Origin of the sequence: Candidatus Cyanaurora vandensis (genome assembly GCF_013285555.1) — a bacterium.
Classification (GTDB): domain Bacteria; phylum Cyanobacteriota; class Cyanobacteriia; order Gloeobacterales; family Anthocerotibacteraceae; genus Cyanaurora; species Cyanaurora vandensis.
Map to the genome: position 1 here is coordinate 1 of NZ_JAAXLT010000148.1, position 18374 is coordinate 18374.

At 54.2% G+C, this 18374-nt stretch carries 24 protein-coding genes and 1 pseudogene; 9 read left to right on the forward strand and 16 right to left on the reverse strand.

The window, feature by feature from the left end:
• The 7 genes and pseudogenes from HFM78_RS10135 to HFM78_RS10165 all read right to left on the reverse strand — a co-directional run.
• Positions 1-180, reverse strand: a pseudogene (locus HFM78_RS10135) (IS630 family transposase); the annotation flags it as partial.
• Between the two features lie 136 nt (positions 181-316).
• Positions 317-1015: a cytochrome c biogenesis CcdA family protein gene (locus tag HFM78_RS10140; protein ID WP_287129327.1), complete on the reverse strand. Its 699-nt coding sequence runs from the start codon at positions 1013-1015 to the stop codon at positions 317-319.
• Positions 1012-1521 (reverse strand): thioredoxin family protein, encoded by a 510-nt coding sequence (locus tag HFM78_RS10145; RefSeq protein WP_287129328.1) that lies wholly within the window; start codon positions 1519-1521, stop codon positions 1012-1014. The genes HFM78_RS10140 and HFM78_RS10145 overlap by 4 nt, the downstream gene beginning before the upstream one ends.
• Positions 1522-1572: 51 nt before the next feature.
• The gene (locus HFM78_RS10150) at positions 1573-2307 is read right to left on the reverse strand and encodes a molybdopterin-dependent oxidoreductase (RefSeq protein ID WP_287129329.1); all 735 of its coding nucleotides are present in this window, start codon (positions 2305-2307) and stop codon (positions 1573-1575) included.
• A 7-nt stretch (positions 2308-2314) separates the two neighbouring features.
• Positions 2315-2923, reverse strand: coding sequence for a cytochrome b/b6 domain-containing protein (locus tag HFM78_RS10155; RefSeq protein ID WP_287129330.1), 609 nt, complete (start codon positions 2921-2923; stop codon positions 2315-2317).
• Between the two features lie 89 nt (positions 2924-3012).
• Positions 3013-3309, reverse strand: coding sequence for a pentapeptide MXKDX repeat protein (locus HFM78_RS10160; RefSeq protein ID WP_287129331.1), 297 nt, complete (start codon positions 3307-3309; stop codon positions 3013-3015).
• 60 nt (positions 3310-3369) lie between these two features.
• Entirely contained in the window at positions 3370-3921 is a 552-nt protein-coding gene (locus HFM78_RS10165; RefSeq protein WP_287129332.1) for a sigma-70 family RNA polymerase sigma factor, read from the reverse strand.
• A 153-nt stretch (positions 3922-4074) separates the two neighbouring features.
• Here HFM78_RS10165 and HFM78_RS10170 point away from each other — a divergent pair, with 153 nt between their 5' ends.
• Positions 4075-5310 carry a GAF domain-containing sensor histidine kinase gene (locus tag HFM78_RS10170; RefSeq protein ID WP_287129333.1) on the forward strand — a complete coding sequence of 412 codons (1236 nt, stop codon included), beginning with the start codon at positions 4075-4077 and terminating at the stop codon, positions 5308-5310.
• Here HFM78_RS10170 and HFM78_RS10175 read toward each other — a convergent pair.
• Positions 5296-5964 (reverse strand): response regulator transcription factor, encoded by a 669-nt coding sequence (locus HFM78_RS10175; protein ID WP_287129334.1) that lies wholly within the window; start codon positions 5962-5964, stop codon positions 5296-5298. The two genes, HFM78_RS10170 and HFM78_RS10175, sit on opposite strands and share 15 nt — an antisense overlap.
• A 5-nt stretch (positions 5965-5969) precedes the next feature.
• Positions 5970-6521, reverse strand: coding sequence for a hypothetical protein (locus HFM78_RS10180; RefSeq protein ID WP_287129335.1), 552 nt, complete (start codon positions 6519-6521; stop codon positions 5970-5972).
• A 253-nt stretch (positions 6522-6774) separates the two neighbouring features.
• Between HFM78_RS10180 and rpoD the strand changes: the two genes are divergently transcribed.
• Complete coding sequence (gene rpoD, locus HFM78_RS10185) at positions 6775-7878, forward strand: RNA polymerase sigma factor RpoD (RefSeq protein WP_287129336.1); 1104 nt, start codon at positions 6775-6777, stop codon at positions 7876-7878.
• A gap of 61 nt (positions 7879-7939) precedes the next feature.
• On the opposite strand, the gene HFM78_RS10190 is transcribed toward rpoD, so the two are convergent.
• The 4 genes from HFM78_RS10190 to HFM78_RS10205 all read right to left on the reverse strand — a co-directional run bounded on the left by HFM78_RS10190 (position 7940) and on the right by HFM78_RS10205 (position 10190).
• Entirely contained in the window at positions 7940-8158 is a 219-nt protein-coding gene (locus HFM78_RS10190; protein ID WP_287129337.1) for an acetyltransferase, read from the reverse strand.
• A gap of 8 nt (positions 8159-8166) precedes the next feature.
• On the reverse strand, positions 8167-8325 hold the full coding sequence (locus HFM78_RS10195; RefSeq protein WP_287129338.1) for a DUF2949 domain-containing protein: 159 nt from the start codon (positions 8323-8325) through the stop codon (positions 8167-8169).
• The gene (locus HFM78_RS10200) at positions 8322-9422 is read right to left on the reverse strand and encodes an SRPBCC family protein (protein WP_287129339.1); all 1101 of its coding nucleotides are present in this window, start codon (positions 9420-9422) and stop codon (positions 8322-8324) included. The genes HFM78_RS10195 and HFM78_RS10200 overlap by 4 nt, the downstream gene beginning before the upstream one ends.
• A 108-nt stretch (positions 9423-9530) precedes the next feature.
• Positions 9531-10190 carry a S24 family peptidase gene (locus tag HFM78_RS10205; protein ID WP_287129340.1) on the reverse strand — a complete coding sequence of 220 codons (660 nt, stop codon included), beginning with the start codon at positions 10188-10190 and terminating at the stop codon, positions 9531-9533.
• 140 nt (positions 10191-10330) lie between these two features.
• Here HFM78_RS10205 and HFM78_RS10210 point away from each other — a divergent pair, with 140 nt between their 5' ends.
• The 6 genes from HFM78_RS10210 to HFM78_RS10235 all read left to right on the forward strand — a co-directional run bounded on the left by HFM78_RS10210 (position 10331) and on the right by HFM78_RS10235 (position 14774).
• A complete protein-coding gene (locus HFM78_RS10210) occupies positions 10331-10516 on the forward strand; it encodes a hypothetical protein (protein WP_287129341.1) in 186 nt (61 codons plus the stop codon).
• Between the two features lie 17 nt (positions 10517-10533).
• On the forward strand, positions 10534-11193 hold the full coding sequence (locus HFM78_RS10215) for an LmeA family phospholipid-binding protein (protein WP_287129342.1): 660 nt from the start codon (positions 10534-10536) through the stop codon (positions 11191-11193).
• A gap of 51 nt (positions 11194-11244) precedes the next feature.
• A complete protein-coding gene (locus HFM78_RS10220) occupies positions 11245-11964 on the forward strand; it encodes a PD-(D/E)XK nuclease family protein (protein ID WP_287129343.1) in 720 nt (239 codons plus the stop codon).
• Positions 11965-11987: 23 nt separating this feature from the next.
• Entirely contained in the window at positions 11988-13457 is a 1470-nt protein-coding gene (gene crtD, locus HFM78_RS10225) for a C-3',4' desaturase CrtD (RefSeq protein ID WP_287129344.1), read from the forward strand.
• Between the two features lie 319 nt (positions 13458-13776).
• Positions 13777-13971: a hypothetical protein gene (locus HFM78_RS10230; RefSeq protein ID WP_287129345.1), complete on the forward strand. Its 195-nt coding sequence runs from the start codon at positions 13777-13779 to the stop codon at positions 13969-13971.
• The gene (locus HFM78_RS10235; protein ID WP_287129346.1) at positions 13971-14774 is read left to right on the forward strand and encodes an inositol monophosphatase family protein; all 804 of its coding nucleotides are present in this window, start codon (positions 13971-13973) and stop codon (positions 14772-14774) included. The genes HFM78_RS10230 and HFM78_RS10235 overlap by 1 nt, the downstream gene beginning before the upstream one ends.
• A gap of 30 nt (positions 14775-14804) precedes the next feature.
• Here the strand turns inward: HFM78_RS10235 and HFM78_RS10240 are convergent, their stop codons facing one another.
• Together HFM78_RS10240 and HFM78_RS10245 are read right to left on the reverse strand one after the other, a co-directional pair.
• Positions 14805-15917 carry an HNH endonuclease domain-containing protein gene (locus tag HFM78_RS10240; protein ID WP_287129347.1) on the reverse strand — a complete coding sequence of 371 codons (1113 nt, stop codon included), beginning with the start codon at positions 15915-15917 and terminating at the stop codon, positions 14805-14807.
• 19 nt (positions 15918-15936) lie between these two features.
• The gene (locus HFM78_RS10245; protein ID WP_287129348.1) at positions 15937-16869 is read right to left on the reverse strand and encodes an NAD(P)-dependent oxidoreductase; all 933 of its coding nucleotides are present in this window, start codon (positions 16867-16869) and stop codon (positions 15937-15939) included.
• A gap of 449 nt (positions 16870-17318) precedes the next feature.
• On the opposite strand from HFM78_RS10245, the gene HFM78_RS10250 reads away from it, so the two are divergent.
• Entirely contained in the window at positions 17319-17552 is a 234-nt protein-coding gene (locus tag HFM78_RS10250) for a hypothetical protein (RefSeq protein ID WP_287129349.1), read from the forward strand.
• A gap of 16 nt (positions 17553-17568) precedes the next feature.
• Here the strand turns inward: HFM78_RS10250 and HFM78_RS10255 are convergent, their stop codons facing one another.
• Positions 17569-18009 carry a DUF4919 domain-containing protein gene (locus HFM78_RS10255; RefSeq protein ID WP_287129350.1) on the reverse strand — a complete coding sequence of 147 codons (441 nt, stop codon included), beginning with the start codon at positions 18007-18009 and terminating at the stop codon, positions 17569-17571.
• Positions 18010-18374 lie beyond the last annotated feature (365 nt).

Here is an 18374-nt window from a genome sequence, read left to right on the forward strand (position 1 = left end):
CCCGGTCATGCCCGCTTGCTGATATACGCCTTTCCACTTGCTTACAAAGGGGGCAGAAACCTGTAAAGTCTCGGAGATAATTGCTAAAGGATAACATGGTAAGCTCATTTTGACGGTCAAAGCGTGCTTCAAAACCCGTGGGTCCGGGTTGCTATCAATTAAGGAAATGAGCTCTTCCATGATCCCACCAACCCAGTTCACACTAATTTTATATTTCCGAGAAAGTTGCGATAGGTTTTCGGTGATGGATACTAGATAGCGCGGCAGGGTGGAGGGCAGTAAGGTTTCTGGAGCGACAACAGTCGCATGGAAAGCTTTACAACAAGGGGGGCGGAAAGAGGGGAGCAAGCCAACGTTGCAGTTCACTGTCGAGGCCCAAGAGGATAGCGATCGCGGTCAGGGCAATCACCACCCCGCCGATCCGTTGCAATAACTCAGTGTGGGGGTAGAGCCAGCGCGTCCGTTCCACCAAGCCCTTACCGCCGTAGGCGAGGGCGAGCATGGGTACCGCCGCCCCTAATGCATAGGCAAAAAGAGCCAAAAAACCTTGGACCACCGCCTGTTCGACAGCAACTAGCGTAATGATTGAGCCGAGGACCGGACCCGCGCAGGGAATCCAAACCACGCCCAACTGCGTCCCCACCCAGAATTCACTCCATAACCCCCTGTCCTGCGCTTCAGTCGGCGGCAAAAATCGCTGGGTAAAGTGGGCAACCTGAGCAAAAAAACCATAACTGAGCTTCGGGAAAGCTGCTGCCACACCTAACAACAACAAAACCCAAATGGCCCCGAGTCTAAGCCAGCTATTGAGCGGTCCTAAAACTTCGGCTCCTAAACTCAGGACACTCCCCACCAAGGCAAAGGCCACAACCAGTCCGCCAACGAGGGCAACCGGCCCGTAGCGGTGACTTTTGAGCGAACGACCCACGAGAATCGGCAAGATGGGCAGGATACAGGGCGAGAGGACCGTTGCCAAACCCGCCACGGGAGCCAGAATTAGCAGGGTTGAGTTCATGCCTGGGCAAGCAGTTGGCGGATTTTCTGGTCGGTCTCGTCGTAGGCCCCCTCCCCAATATGGTCATAGCGGATCTGACCCTGACGGTCTGCCACAAAAAGATGGGGCCAATACTCGTTATTGTAGGCTCGCCAAGTTTTGAAGCCATTGTCAACGGCAACCGGGTAGGTAATCTCGTAACGTTTGAGCGCGGACTTAATGTTGTTGAGGTCCCGCTCATAGGGAAACTCGGGCGTATGGACCCCGACAATGACTAGACCTTGCGCCGCATAGTTACGGTTAAGTTTGACGATAGTGGGTAGGGTACGCTGGCAATTGATACAGCCCAAGGTCCAAAACTGGACGGCAACCACCTTCCCCCGCAAGCTGTCAACTGTAAGGGGTTTACTGTTGAGCCAAGTACTAATTCCTTGAAACTCGGGCATCGGTTTAGTTCCAGCTTCAGCCTGTGCCCAAAGCGACACACTCCCCAACAATCCTAAAACCAGCAGTTTCCGTCGATCCATCCCTATCCCTCGGTATCTATTATAAATACGAGTCGGAATGCCCAATGGATGCTAGAGTCCTCCGTACCACTCGTAGCCCTGGTCTTCCCAATAACCGACCTGTTGGGGCATCTCCTTGAGGAGCATAATTTCTTGGACGAACTTGATATTTTTGTACCCTAATTTAATCGGTGAAGCGAGACGTAGCGGGGCACCACGAACCTGGGAAATAGGTTCACCATTATGTTCATAAACTAGGAGCGTCTGGGGATGGATGCAGGAGGCCAGATCCCAGGTTTCGTAGTAGCCATACAACTCGCCTTGGTTATTGGTAAAGCCGTCTAATGAACGGAAAAAGATGTAGCGTACTTCTGGGGTCGGCTCCACAAGTTTCAGCAATTCCACCATGGGCAACCCGCCCCACTGGACAATTTTTGACCAACCCTCGACACAGACTTGCCGGATAATCTCGCTTTTGTAGGGTAGGGCTTTGATTTGCGCCAGACTCAGGGATTGGGGCCGCTTGACAAGCCCACCCACGGTGAGCCGATAGGCGGCAAGGTCTGGGTTAGGGAGAATGTCCTCGTAGGTATTGCCGAGATTGGTACCGAGATCAACCTCAGATGCCTTGAACTCGGGGGCCAACCGCTGGGTACTAAAAAGTAACTGTTCAAAACTCGCGGTTGGTTCTTCTGAGAGCGATTGCAGCGAACCGTCAATCTGGCCCTGGATCTGCCCGGACCCGCAGGCGGACAAGAGCAGACTCAACGAACTCAACTTAATAAAATTACGTCGTTGGAAGGACATCGGACACCTACGCGAAGATCGAGCGGACTAAACGCCATTCCCCAACCTTGAGGGCCAGGAGCGAGTGAAAGATAAGCAAGAACAAAACCGCTGGAATTGAGAAGAAGTGGACCACCCGCAACGCCTGCCAACTGCCGAAAAGCGCGACAATCCACCCGAACTGCACGGGCTTCCACATCCCCAACCCGGTCAAAACTGCCAATAGCAAAAGGGGAATAAATAGGGTATAGACCAAACGGTGGTAGGCATAGTTCTTACGTTTAGGGTTATTACCCTCACGCAGTACCTTGACATCACTACTACTCACGTAACGATTTTTCCAGCGTTTAGTGAACAAAATATAGATTCCATACCAAAGTAGATTGAGACCGAAGAACCACATGAAGAAGAAGTGCCAGTGCCGCGCCCCAGCCAAACCCACGCCTAGGGTCAGTTCCGTGGGGAAAGTCCAGCCGCCGCGTCCTCCAAAAACTGGATTGGCATTGTAGATCCGTAGCCCACTACCCATGAGCGCGAAAAGACTGATGATATTGACCCAGTGAAAAACTTTGATAGCCAAGTCTTGCTTAGGGACTGGTGGTTTACGGGCATTACTTTTGGGCGTGGCAGTGGTCATCTTGCACTCGGTTGGGGTCATTGCTCAGTCTAACTAATCTCGTTGAGGGAGGAAGGTCAATCCCTCCCCTGGGATATTTTGACTCAAGACTAGGGCTTCATCGCGTCGCCCTTCATCGCGTCGCCCTTCATGGCATCGCCCTTCATGGCATCACCCTTCATGGCATCACCTTTCATCATGGCGTTATTTTTCGCCATCATTGACTTCATCGCGCTGATATCCTTTTTCATGGCTTGGACTTCTTTTTTCAGCAAGTCAAGCTCTTGACGCATCGCTTTGGAGTCCGCCGCGATTGAATCACTCGCTTGGGCTAGGTAGACGGGCTCAGCTTGAGCAACAGGTAATACAGTAGCAAAGGTCAATAACAGCGCGAAGATTGTCCGCATAACCAACTCCCAGATGGGGTGTACAAAACTATTACGGTTGGATTCGGAAATTGGATGGTTTTAGCTGACTTGTTGTAAGTGTTGGCGGAGCGTACCTAGGCCCTGCCGCATCCAACATTTAACTGTACCCAGGGGCGTGTGGATGGCGGTGGCGATCTTGGACTGGCTCAGCCCGCCGTAATAGGCCAACTCCAAGACCTGCCGCTGCCGCTGGGGTAGTCGGGTGAGAGCTAGACGTACAGTACAACAGTCCTCCTGAGCCACCAGTTGCTCTAAAGGATGGTTAGTCTCGCTGGGGGTGGAGCTTTGCCACTTAGTGAGGACGCGGCGGGCGGTGCTGCGCGTCCGTAGTCGGTCAATTGCCCGCGAACGGGTGACGAGGTTTAAGTAGCCGCCGAGGGTCCCGCGTCCGGGATCGTAGTTCCCCTGCCAGAGGATGAGGAATACTTCCTGAGTCAGGTCTTCAGCGTCGAGGGGGTTACCGAGGATCTGTTGGGCCACCCGGAGGACCTGCGGATAATAGCGTGCGTAGAGAAGGCTTAAATCAGCTAGGCGACCCGTTTTTAGCCCCCGGAAGAGTTCCTGGTCTGACAAGCGTTCACGTGCGTGCATAGTGGCTTCACGACAGATAGCTCCACCATGCCGTTTACAACTGATCCCCACTGAAATAGAGCCCACAGAAAAACCGCTGATTTGCTGAGATAATCACCCTGTAGCTTCAGCAAAACTTCAGCTTCCTCAACTAGACTCCTCCTGGTGACTGATATGGACAACGCACCCTGGCAGCAGGCCCAAGAAATCCTTGAGATCCTCTCTGCTCTCAGCTACCGGACTGGGAACCTCGCTACTTATTTGCGGACGATTGCGGTGGGGGTCAGTGAATTAATTAAGGTGGACTGGACCGTGGTAACACTCTGTGAAGACGGGCTAGAGACCGTCCTGGCAAGTAGTGTGGACCTCAGTGAGGAGGACAGCCAAGTCTACGCTCTACATGGGCGGCTGACCGGGACCGTAGTCCAACTGGGTCGCACCCTCATCGTTGAGAATACCCAGGACCACCCAGAATATGGGCGGCCCCCCCAGGGTTATCAATCCTATCTGGGTATCCCCCTACGGACCCCCCAGGGACAGATCATTGGGACGATCTGTTCTTTCCATCGCCAGTCGCGGTCCTATAGTGCTGAAGTCGTACGCTTGGTGGAGATGTTTGCGGAACGGGCAGCGACAGTCCTCGATAACTACCGACTCTGGCAAAAAGAACAACAGTTTCACCAAGACCTCGAACAGGAAGTGGCCCTGCGGACCCAACAACTCCACACTGCTCAAGCTGAACTGGTCGAGCGGGAACGCTTGGCAGCAATGGGCGAATTTGCCGCGATGATTGTCCACGAGGTCCGCAATCCCCTCACAACGATCTGGGGCGTTTTGCAACGGTTACAGCGCATCATTCCCCCCACCTCCCAGGAATATCTCACCCTCGCCCTAGACGAGAGTGAACGACTGGAGAAACTCCTCCGGCAGATCCTCCTTTACGCCAAACCCCAAGTCCTCCAACTGCAGGGCCTCGAACTCAACCCGTTCAGCCGGACTCTGCTCAGCCAGTTACGGAGCCTACCCGTGGCCCAAGAACGGACAGTTATCTTGGTATCGTCATCCGTCCCGGTCTGGGTCCAGGCTGACCCTGACAAACTCCAGCAGGTCTTCATCAATATCTTTACCAACGCCTGTGAAGCGGTTGCCGCCGGGGAGACGATTACTTGGACGGTCAGTAGCACATCTGAAAAAGCCCTCGTCCAAGTCCATAATGGCGGTCCCCCAGTCCCTGCTGAAGTCCTGCCCCGGTTAACTGAACCTTTTTATACCACTAAGGCAACCGGGGTGGGTCTGGGCTTGGCCTTGGTCCAACGCATCATGACTGCCCATGGCGGGGAACTGATGATTCACTCAACGAATACAGGGACGACCGTAACCCTGACGCTCCCCCATTCAGTCCCCGCGTAGGACATAGCCAATCCCGCGTACGGTCTGGATGAGACGCTTCTTGTGAGACTGCTCTAGCTTCACCCGTAAATTGCGGATGTGGACCTCAATCACGTTGGTATCGCCGGTGAAGTCGTAGCCCCAAATCCGGTCCAGGATGGCAGTGCGGGTCAGGACTTGACGCGGGTGGACGAGTAGATATTCCAGAAGATTGAATTCTTTAACGGTTAACGCTAGGGCACACCCACCCCGGTAAACCTCGCGGGTCTGACGATTGAGCCGCACCTCCTCGAAACACAGTTCATCCCGGTGCTGGGTGGAGCGCAGACGAACACGGATGCGGGCGAGCAATTCCTCAATACTAAAAGGTTTACTCAGGTAATCATCGGCCCCGGCATCCAACCCCGTCACCCGGTCAGTCACTTCATCACGGGCGGTCAAGAGGATAATCGGGAGTTGGTTGCCCGTTGCCCTGAGCCGCCGACAGATCTCTAGCCCCGAGACCCCCGGCAACCCCCAATCCATAATGACCAAGTCTGGGGGCGACTCACGCAAAGCCGTCAGACCCGCAATCCCATCGTAGGTCACGCGCACCTGATAGCCCTCACTCGCCAACTCCAACTCGATGAAGCGGGCGAGTTTGACATCATCCTCCACGAGCAAGATCTGGGTCATAGGGTCTACTGGTTTGCCACCGCTGAGGGCCGGAAATAATAGCGTTGCGTAGACTCGCTGACGGTCTCCAAGAGGAGGGCGGATTCTTCCACCAGGGATTCTGGACCCTCCACAAGAATCAGGTACTTGCCCCGGTCCACCTTGACTCGATAGGACAGGGACTCGCCGCTCTCACTGAAGTAGCCCACCCCGCCACCAACGAAAAAGCCACCCATCGCCCCGGACAAGCCCGCTGCCACCGCTGCGATGGCCCAGTTCGCCCATGGATTGCCGGGGATAACCTCAAACCGTGGGGCCGTGATGACTTGAAAAACCACCCCCATGACGACCCCGATTACGCCCGTGAGGGCCGCTGTCCAGTAAGCCCGTTGGCGCGAGACGACCAAAGGTTGGGCGAAGCCCACCGCATCACAATCCCGGTAGCCCCGCCCAACAATCGCAATATTCGCCGGGGAGATGCCGCCTTGTTGGAGCAGGCGGTAGGCCCGCAGGGCCAAGGACTCATCGGGTAAGACCGCCACTAGCAAGTAACGTTCACGGGTATTGGTTGGGTTCATGGCAATAATCAAAAACTTTTGCTATCAGTCTAAAGGCTATAGATTGTTTTTACGAATTTAGACCCACGTCAATATGGTCGTCCATTATACTAAAACCGACGCACACAGATGCACTTGTCTAATCAAAGATTGCCGCTACAATCAAAAGGGCTTTCGCCTACCCCTGCCGCCCCGAGCAAGCTTTGGAGTCTGGCCTGTGTACTCCGAGGCGATGAGACCATGCCTGACCTGCTGACCCTGTGAGGAGTGCCCGATGCCCAAGGTAGAAACTGTGATTGATGTGCTGAAGTCCGACGTGGCCTTTGACAGTGAGGTGTCTGACCTAGAGGAAACCCCCGTCGAAGAACTCGGTGAAGTAGAGGCGGGGCTGACTCGCACGACCCGCAAACGAGTCCGCGCCCAACGGGCCCATTACACCGAAGACTCGATCCGGGTCTATCTGCAAGAAATCGGGCGCATCCGGTTGTTGCGGGCAGATGAAGAGATTGAGTTGGCCCGTCAAATTGCGGACCTCTTGGCCCTCGAACGCCTCCGCGAAACGCTCCAGCACCGTCTCAATCACCTCCCCACCGAACTCGAATGGGCCGTCGCTGCCGGGGACAAGCCCAACCGCTTCATCATCCGGCTGGCGAAGGGACGGCGGGCCAAGGATAAGATGGTCCACTCCAACCTGCGGCTGGTGGTCTCCATCGCCAAGAAATACATGAACCGGGGCCTGTCTTTTCAGGACTTGATCCAAGAAGGTTCCTTGGGCCTGATTCGGGCGGCGGAGAAATTCGACCACGAAAAAGGCTATAAATTTTCGACCTACGCCACTTGGTGGATTCGTCAAGCGATTACCCGCGCCATTGCCGACCAATCGCGGACGATCCGGCTCCCAGTCCATCTCTACGAAACAATTTCGCGGATCAAAAAAACGACCAAACTACTCTCCCAGGAGCTAGGCCGTAAACCCACGGAAGAAGAAATTGCTGACCGGATGGAGATGACGATTGAGAAACTGCGCTTCATCGCCAAATCCGCCCAACTGCCGATCAGTCTAGAGACCCCGATTGGTAAGGAAGAAGATTCGCGCTTGGGTGACTTCATCGAAGCGGACGGAGAGATGCCCGAGGACCGGGTAGCTAAGAATCTGCTCCGCGAGGACCTGGAATCTGTCCTCAACACCCTCAACCCCCGTGAACGGGATGTATTGCGCCTCCGCTATGGCCTGGATGATGGTCGGATGAAGACCCTTGAGGAAATCGGACAGATCTTCAACGTCACCCGCGAACGCATCCGCCAGATCGAAGCTAAGGCCCTGCGGAAACTACGCCACCCCAACCGTAACTCCGTCCTCAAAGAATACATCCGCTAGCTTTTACAACAAGCTCCTGCAAAAAACCCCACCGTGCGTGGGGTTTTTTACTATGGGTAAATTACTTGCCGCCGCCCCGGTAATCCACATCTAGCCAGCAACGGGGCAAATCCTCACCCGAGGGGAAACCCAGTTCGGCCTTGGGCACGGGTCCGGGGTCCTGTTCTTCTTGACCGCCTTGGACACGGACGAGAATCTCACCCTGGAGGGGGTTAGTCAGTTCATCAAGGTGGACTACTTCAACGAGGTCCCCAGTGGGCTTGTGGGTAAGCAGTAGCATAAATTCTCCTAAAGGATCGTGGCGAGTTGGTGGGTGGTGATAAAGCCCAACCGCCACAAGATAATCTCAATCGGTCCTTGTTCACGATGCTGAACCTTTTCAGCGACGTGCAGTTGGGCCTGGGTGACGAGAGCGAGCAGTCGGGTCGTGTTCAGGCTAGTTGTCATCCGTCACGACCCTCCACTGCGGCGACGCCGGCGGGACCATCTTTGCGGGTACTGGGTTCAGGACCGACCGTCGGGTTGTCATGGATCGTCGGGGCGGTAATGACTCGGTCGAGGTAATCACTGCGCTCGGGTAAACCCTTAGCATCGATCTGACCAATGGACTGGGTTTCCACGGGTAAGCCCGCTGCCTGCCACGCGCTGAACCCATCCACATAATCAAGGACGATGGTATAGCCCTCAGCCCGTAAAATCTGGGCGGCCCGTTGGCTCAGACCATCCTGGTCGCCATAGACCAAAATCTGACGGTCTAGCCCGCCTTCCATTTTCCCGGCAATCGCGTAGACCTGCTCTACCAAGACCTCTAAAGGTGTGGAGGATGCGCCCCGGATGTGGCCTAGCTTGAATAACTCGACGGGACGGACATCAAGGATAGTAAACCCGACCTCACCCCAGTCCAGCCGGTTCTTGAATTCTTGGGTGGTGATGATGTTGGGCATGGGTACGTGAGAAGTGGTGTAGTCCGTGGTAATCGCTTTTTCACGACCATCATTAGGGTTGCTAGTAATCCCGGCTTCATTGAGAACTTGGTCCATACTCCGACCCGTGCCCACCTGTTGATACAGACGCTCAGCTAGTTCTTTAAATTGGCTGAGGTCCTGCTCCAGCCCATTATCAAAACGTTGTTTCACCCAGACGGCTTCGGCAAAATCGCCAAGCACACCCAGGGGCGGGTCGTAGCCAATCTGTACGGTGACATAGGTGACGCTCCCCGTGCCGTTGGTGGCCTGCCGCTCTTCAAAAGTGAGGGAGCCACTATTCTCAAAACCGGAGATGGACCGCCAAGCAATTACCTGATAGGGCGTTAGGGCGGTGACTTGCGCGTCCCACTCCTGATCTAGTCCCAAGACCGCGCCCTTCCAATGTTGAATACTGGAGTCCTGGGGGTCCACGGTGACTTCGCGCACATGGCGAAAATAATCAGGAAAGCGTTCAAACTGGCTCCACAGGCGATAAACCAGCTCTTGGGGAGCCTGGACTTCGATGCTGACCCGGTGGTTGCCGTGGGCCGCAGTAGTATCATTCGTGCCGATCGCCATGGAAACCTCCTGGAACGTTTTATCTCCTAACAGGTTCTCAAAAGCGTAGGTCCCCAACATCCACCGGGGGTAAGAGAAAACTAGCCCTGGGGATCAGCCCTAAGGTACCTAAAATTTGCGACCCGCCCAAACCACCCGCCCGATGATGTCCACCTCATCCGTGGGATCAACGATGTAGGACTCGTAGGCCGGGTTCTCACTCTTGACCCGGAGTTTGGTCCCCGGTAGCCATTGCAGACTCTTAATTAATAGGGAACCGTTGATCCGCAATACATAAGTCCCGTCCGTGTGGTCGTGGGCCTGCCCGTGGTCAATCACCGCCACATCCCCGGCCCGGAGGAGAGGTTCCATGGAGTCGCCCTTGACGTATAAGGCCGATAACTGTTGGGGTTGGGCGTGGAGGGAACCCCGGACCAGATCGCGGCTGAGGGCCAACAAACCTTCCACGGGCTCTCCTTCCACAAAGGTCCCCAGGCCCGCACTCGCTTCTACTCCATAGCGGGGAATCAAAACTAAATCCCGTTCGGGGGGGGTACTATCCTCACCCCGCGCTAGGGACTCTACCCGCTCCACCGCTATCCCCATCCCCTGAGCAATCTTCTGGAGTGTGCGGTGTTCGGGTTGGTGCCCGCGCTGCATATTTTTTTTGAGACCCGCTGGGGAGATCTGGCAAACCCCCGCCGCCGCACTCAGACTCAACCCTTCACGCCGCATCCAAGCCAGGATGGTCTGACCCAGGGGGGATAATTCCTGTTTTGCTGAGGACATCGGACCTTACCGCACTGCACTTACTATACTGTACCGCCAAACCCAAGAATTAGTTCTCCAGTAAAAAAATAAAAACTCTAGTTCTTGATTTAGCCAAAAGAACGAACTAGAATACGACCATTGCAACCTGGGATACTGCCATGATGATTGAACGTTCTACTCAGCACAATCGGCCCCAGCGGACCTACCGCGTCCAAGTGCAGTTACGGCAATATCCGCTACCGACCCGCCGGGACCGGGTATCGCGGGCGGGGGTGGGGGTAGGACTGGCCTTGGCCTACGGTTGGGTTTTGGTGGAAATCGTTTGGGCTGTGTTGGGTGGTTGAGAGATTAAAGTGGGGGGATGTCCCTGACCACCGATGTCCTGAGCAATTTAGCCACTTTAGGCCTCAAACAGTGCCTAGCCCGCCAAGAGAGCGTGGTGGTGCGGGTAGTCTCGAAGAATTTTTTAGCGCTCTTAAATGGTTGGGTGGATGGTGTGGAAGTCCATGGGCGGGGCTGGCAGAGTCCACGGGGCGTTACCTGTCGGGCCATTGCAGTCCGAGCCGGGGCGATCGGAGTTGAGGTGGGCGCGGTCTTGCGGGGTCAGATCATCCTGCGCGAGACCGTCCAGGCGACAGCCCAACTGGACTTAAATGCTCAGGATTTTAATAACTTTTTGGGTAGTGTCCTCCTCAAGGACACCCTGGCGCGGTTGGTGATTGACCAAGAACTGCTGACGGGGTTGCGGGTCGAAGGTTTGCAGGACCAACAGATGTTCCTTAGTGGAATTTGGGGAGCTGAGCGGCGGGATTTTGTCTTGACGGCGGGAGCGACGGGTAAGGCGGTGGTTACGGGCGGAACACCCCAGTTAGCCCAGGCATTACAGGATTTTTTGAATACGCTGACCGTAGATCTGCACGGGCTGGAGTTGGGGCTGGATTGTTTTAGCCTGAACCAGGACATCCTCAGGCTCAAGGCCAAGGCGCGGATTTGGCAGTTCCCTGGAGCCTTGAGTTTCTAGTTGCAACGGTCAGAAGTTCGGCTAGGGTATGGGGATTACTTCAGCGCAACCATGGAACCGGAAGCCCCGCGACCCAAAGGCCGTCACTATCAAGTGGAGGGTCAAGCCTACCCAGGGGTCAGCACAATTTTACGCGAGACCCAAAACCCTGAAAAACTACGACGCTTGGCCCAATGGCGTGAACGAGTCGGGGCCGCCGAGGCTCAACGCATTACCCAGGAAGCCACTAGTCGGGGTACGCTTCTCCACAAACTGACGGAGACCCACCTCAAGAGCGAAGATGTCGCCGCCGCCCTCGCCCGCGCCACGCCCGAACAGGCGGCTTTGGTCTCTAGCTTCTGGGAAAAGACCCAGACCGTCCTGCCCCTCCTAGAAGAACCCTTTCTGATTGAGTCCGTGGTTTGGCACAGAATTGGCCATTATGCCGGGGTCGTGGACTTGGCCTGTTACTGGGGGGCAGAGGACGGACGCTATCCCGTGGTCCTGGATTGGAAAACCAGCAGTAAACCTAAACAACTGGCCTGGGTCGAGGACTACATCTTACAGATGACGGCCTACGCCAGTGCCATTAACCGGATGTATGACACCCGTATCCAGCAGGGGGTGCTCGTGATTGCCTCCCCGGACCTCCTCCAAGTCTTCCCCCTAGATCTCCGGCCCTACTGGGGGACTTGGCTCAAACGCTTGTACCGCTACTGGCACAGACACCCCGACCATCCCTTGGCAGACCAAGCCATAACTGCATTGAATGAACGCTACCGTGGAGGCTGAAAGTTTACGTTAAATTAAGTTATATGACACAAAAACAGCAAGTCGTCGTGATTGGGGCGGGGATTGGGGGTTTGACCGCCGGGGCTTTGTTAGCTAAGCGTGGTTTTGATGTCTTGGTCCTTGAACAGGCGGCCCTCCCCGGTGGTTGTGCTTCTACATTCAAGCGGCGGGGTTTTACCTTTGATGTCGGGGCGACCCAGGTAGCGGGGCTTGAGCCTGGTGGTATCCATGACCAGATTTTTCGGGAACTGGGCGTAGCACCGCCGGAGGTAACTCCCTGCGACCCGGCCTGTGCGGTCTATTTACCGGGGGAGAGTCAGCCGATCTCGGTTTGGCGGGACCCTAAACGCTGGCAGGCTGAACGTGCTACTCAATTCCCAGGGAGCGGTCCTTTTTGGCAGGTAATGGACGACCTATTTACCCGGTGTTGGGCGTTTAACCAGACTGAACCCATCCTCCCGTTCCAGAATCTCAACGACCTCTGGCAACTACTCCTGAAGCTCAAGCCCCAGACTCTCACGACGCTGCCCTACGCCCTCCAGACTGTGGGCGATGTCCTCAAACGCTCGGGGAACCGGGACCCCCGGCTCAAACAGTTCCTGGATTTACAACTCAAACTCTATTCTCAGGTGGGTGCCGATGAGACAGCGGCCCTCTATGGAGCCGTGGCACTGGGTCTGTCCACCGCACCCCGGGGTCTTTTTCACCTCAAGGGCAGTATGCAAGTGCTGAGTGAGCGTCTGCACCAAGCCTTAGTCCAGCACGGGGGCAGACTGTTGACCCGGCAACGGGCGGAGCGAATTTTGCTCAAGGACGGACGGGCGAGGGCGGTGCAAGTAGCGGACCTGCGTAACGAGAAAGCCTGGGAAGTGCCCTGTGACCAAGTGTTCGCCAATGTTACCTGCTGGGATTTAACCCGCCTATTACAACTAAAAAATACCTACAGCCGCCAAGTCAACCAGTTACCAGAAGCGTCAGGAGCCTTTGTGGTGTATTTGGGGGTCAAGAATGGCTGTATTCCCCCAGACTGCCCGCCCCATCTCCAGTTTCTGGATGAAGCCGGGGGGTCTTTGTTTGTCTCGGTTTCCCGGCCTGGGGATGGACGCGCTCCGGCGGGGATGGCAACCATCATTGCCTCTTCATTTGTACCGACGGCTCCTTGGTGGGGACCCCAGGATTACGACACCCTCAAACAGACCGCGACTGCGGCAGCCTTGGCTCAACTGGAGCCGTACTTTCCGGGCTTGGAGGAACACTTGGTCCACCAAGAGAGTGCTACACCGCGCACATTTAAGCGTTTCACTCACCGCAATTTGGGTATGGTCGGGGGGGTAGCGCAACGGCCCTGGCAGTTCGGTCCGCTGGCCTTGTCCAACCGCACCCCGGTCCCGAATGTCTGGCTGGTGGGCGACTCTACCTATCCGGGGGAGGGCACCGCCGGGGTCAGCTACTCAGCCCGGAATGCGGTGCGCTTACTGGAGCGATTGGGCTAAGAGGCCCCTCCGCCCCATACCCTTATGGGCACAGGCGTGGTGGGGAACCAAGGCAAGCAGAGAGGAAAGAAAGAGGAAGAGTCGGCTAGAGGGCGGGGTCCAGTAAGTAGGTGAGCTATTTAAACAGTAGTTGTTAAACCGGATAAGTTACTCACCCGCCCTCACAAGCTGTTGAAAGCAGAGCCAACCACTATCTCCACCGCACAAAACCCCCTATTAAAGCCAAGACCTAATCTCAACCAAGCATAGGTAAAGGCATAGCTCTTGGGGCGGGGAGCCATCCGCCTGATACCCTGGAAGCAACTACCTAACTGGGGCCATGAATACCAAGATTTATCTGTACCTGGGCGGGGCCTGCATCATGGCGATTGCCGCTGTTGGCTGTGTATTTGAGTTGGCCTTTGGCAATCCCAAATTCGGGACGATCGCGACGGTACTAATTTTTCTGGTCAGTAGTCCAGCGACGGTCTATCTTTTTGGGACCGCTGTCAAAGAAGGCCGGATGGCCCAATAATGCCTCCCCTAACTGGGTCCATCCTCCTCAATTTTGCCCAGACGACGACCCAGCAGGTCGGTGCCCAACTCCTCCTCAACAGCCAAGTACAGGCCCTGACCCAAGCCAAGAGTGATGGCAGTCTGATTACGGCCTCCGACGAATGGGCAGACCACCAGATCCGTATGGCGATCCATCAGCACTTCCCGGACCATGGGCTCTTGACAGAGGAATTCACCCAGGTCTTCCCAGATACTGATTGGTGTTGGGTGGTGGACCCTCTAGACGGGACAACAAACTTTGCGCGGGGAATTCCGTTTTGGGGGATCTCCTTGGGGTTGCTGTATCAGGGGATACCTGTCTTCGGCTACGCCTACTTCCCTACCCTCGGTGAGACTTATTATGGTTTTTGGCCTAGTGCCGGGTCTGACTTACCCACGGGAGCTTTTTGTAATGGCAACCTGATCCGCCCAACCACGGCTGGGGCTGGACCCAACGAGTTTTTCAGTTTCTGTTCACGCAGCTTGGGTTTGTATTGTCCTGAATTCCCTGGTAAACCTCGTGTCTTGGGTTCAGGCGTGTATAACTTGCTTGCGGTTGCCAAAGGGAGCATGGTCGGTTCGGTAGAAATTGCCACTAAAGTCTGGGATATTGCCGCCGCTTGGGTTATTGCACAAGCGAGTGGTGCCCATTGGCTGGCCCTGGAACCCAATCCCCCTTTTCCGCTTCAACCCGGTCAAGATTATGGTCGGCGTTCCTTCCCAACGTTACTATTGGCTCACCCTGGTTTAGTCCCGGTTTTTCTGCCGTTAGTCCAGCCTTGAGCACCCAATAAAGTAGACCAGAAAACTCACTCAAAACCTGTAGACCCAGCCAGATGCGAAGCCCTGTCCCTTTGCCAGTGTGGTCAATGATGCTAATAGGGGTTTGTAGGCGTTGTTTAGAATCTCAATGTCGAGGATATCATCCCTGTTGGTAATCTTTAGATCTAACAAATAGGACTCTGTGTACTGATTCCACTTTTCCTCCATTAAATATTTACGGGTAGTTACTAGACTCAAATGTTGTAGAGAGATAAAATTCTGATGATAACTTGAGTCTGGTAAATTACTCGACTTAACAGAATTAACGCTGGCTAGAATCGGAATCAAGTTCCAGAGTTGGTCATGGGCAACAAAAGACCAAGGTAGATAATGATCGAGGGGCGGTAATTTCTCGGTGATAGGCTTTCCTGAGAAGAGACAGTACACCGGAGCGTTTTCTAGAACTACCTTCCAATATTGTTTTTGCTTTTTGAGGGAAGCCCGTTCTTGTGGCGGGAAAAGTTTGTTGGCTATAGCCGGGACATTAGGATTGCAACGTTGCATATAATTGAGCCATTCCCAGGCGATCCAGCCCCGGACAATGACGTAATTTTCCTGGAAATAGTCAGCCCATTTTTGATGAATGGTTATTGCTTGTTCCTCAATCTTGTAGGGAACATCACCTGTATCATAATGTTGAGAAGCCCAATCAGTCACCCTAGCCTTGACCTTAGCCTCTGCAACTCCTGAGATCTCATGATTGGAAAACGGTCTAATAAAACGAGTGGGTACATACCGCATCAATGAATCATTAAGCTTTTGCCCACCGATGGTCTCCCTGAGTTGCTGCTTATCCGTATCAGTGAATTTCAAGACCGCATCGGTAATGTGTAACTGGAGCGAGTCTAGTTTTTTGGTAATCTGGTCTCGTAAACCAAAAGAGAGTTTAAAATAAGTGTGAGGGAACCAAGCGTTAGCTAACATTTCAATGGTTAATTCTCGAAATGAGACGGCTAACGAAACGTCGAAACTCCGCCTTCTCAGAATATCGAGGAGGGATAAGAAATAAATATATTTATAGGAATTGGTAGTGTCCTTAAAGACTCGAGATAAGTTGTCAATGTTTAATTCTTTTGAACTTGGTAGGTCAGCGTTGTAAACCATTGCGTCACCCCACTCGTGTCTAAGGTGTACCGTACATTCCCAATACTTCTTCCATCGTCCCGGCAACCACAGGTAGCCCAAAGGTGGCAGCGTTGACCGTCTCGTAACGGAAGTGGCGGTAGCTCATACAGAACTCATCCCAGGGCGCGAGGCGGATCGGCAACCATTTCACCAAACTGCGGGCGCGGGCTAAGCTCAGTTCGTAAGTCCAGGGAGCCCGTTTACCCAGGTAGTCACTGACCTGTTCGATGCACTCATTGATCGTGATGTGGGGGTTACCGAGGACTAGAGTGGGGGATACTGTGGGCGCACTCAACAGGTGGCGGATAATAACAGCGATATCCTGGGCGTGAATAAAGTGGAAACTACCCTCACTGCGCAACCACTGGATTACCTGGAACCATTTAATGAGTTCAGGCAAGCCGGTGCAGACGTGGGAATAGGGTTTGTCCTTGGCCCCCCCCAGGATCAGGGTCGGGAATACTGTGGTAATCCGGTCCTTGATCCTTAACTGAGCGAGGCGTTGATAGCACAGATATTTGGTCCGAATATAGTCCGTACCGATGGACTGAGCCTCGGGTAGAAGCTGATTATTGCGCCCCAGAATGCTCGCGGTTGAAAAATGGATGATGCGCTGGCAGCGGTCAGGGAGTAGTTCGTAGAGGGCTAAGGGGTAGTCTACGTTGACCTGCTGGGTCTCTTGGGGATCGCCCCAAGCAGCCGCTAGATTCACCACTTGGTCTATCTCCGGCAGGTAATCGCGGTAGCGGTCAAAATCCCCCAGACCCGCGTCAATCAGGACCGCATTAGTGAGCCGCGTCGGGTCAAACTTCAACTTGGCCCGGTTACGGAGCAACAGGTACAACTGGTAGTCCGGGTTGGATGCCAACTCCTCCACGAGATAGTGACCGACACAGCCACTAGCACCCACAATTAAGACGTTCTGGCTCATACCTGTTTATACTGCCACTTTCTGCCCCCCGGTGCAATTGGTGGTTTTCGCCCCTGTTCTTCTTGATGTCCGTATCTCTGGTGAAAGTGGACCTATGGATGAGGCGATTGCACGGACCCGATGAGACCCAGACCTTACCTAGGGCGGATACTGGGGTAGGACTACACGTCAGAGAGAGAGCCACGGCCTAGGACTGAGAGCATATCCTCGGGGGTATGGTGGGGAGGTTGCCTGTTGCGCGGGCAGGTGGAGGATGGTTTACCGAAAAACGCGTGGAAGCCTTGCACAAAATTGGTTTCACACGTTCCCTTCAGGATGCGAGGCACTAAAAAAAGACTGAGGGGTATCTGGAGCGCGATGACTACGCCTGTCATTCTCCTCACTGGGGGACAGGCCACACAGGGCAACCCCCAACTCTGCTCCAGCAAATTCACCGGGCCGCCCTCAGGATGGTCCTCTACCGACAAGCCGCCCCGGTCTTCGCTGAGTTACTTAAGAAGTCGGGCTACTTGGCCTTTACCATCTGTCGGGATCTCGCTGAGGCCGTACCCCTCGCCTGGGCCAAAAGTAAAGGCGCGGCGACGGTGCTACTCTCACCAGCCTGTGCCAGTTATGACCAGTTTGCCAACTTTGAAGCACGGGGCAACTGTTTTCGGCAATTGTGTAGTCAATTGGGGAATTAAGCGACAACCCAATTCATTAGTTGGAAAATAATTTTTCCAATCGGCGAAAGTGGGGTTTGGGACTGAAGAAAACCTTAAGTTCCTCACCTTGCTCATTCTCAACGGTCATTTCATCCACGCGTAATCTGGTGATAAGTCTTTGCTTTTTGAAGTCAAGTCGTAGGGCCATCAGTACAGCGTACTCTTCTCCGACGGAGATAGTTTCGTAGGCGGTCTCTGGTGTTTTACCATCCCCCGATGACATAACGGACTCAATCAAACCAACGAACCACTTCTTATGTTTATCGGCTTCCTCTTTTTCCCACTGTTCCTCCAGCACCAGGGAACGCAACCAATGAATGCGAGCATCCACTGGACAAGCAACTAACCAAGGCTCAGATAACTTCACAGCCTCAGCCCAGTTCTTATTCTCCATTGCATCCTTTAGGGCTTCGCCGGGTGAATGCTCCTCACACACCTGGCTGAAATCATCCCGAGCTCCATATTCAGCACGAATCTTGTCAAAGTTTGTCGGTACTGTTCAACCTGCTGCACGAACAGTAAACGTGAATAGCGAGAGTACCATCACGATCCCTACATATTGACTTGGTGTAAACACGGTAATTTCCTTATTGAGTTCAACTATTTGTAAATCATGTCATGAGGTACAACTCCAAAATTTAATAAAAGGGCACCTCGATTAATTGCATCCTAATTGCTGAAGATTAGTGAAAGTGAGAAAACAAAAAAGACCTCACCAAAAAATTACGATGGGCCAACAAGGGATGTGGGACTGGGAGCAGCGCCATCAAAAATTAGAGGAGCAAAAGAGTTTTCTTATAC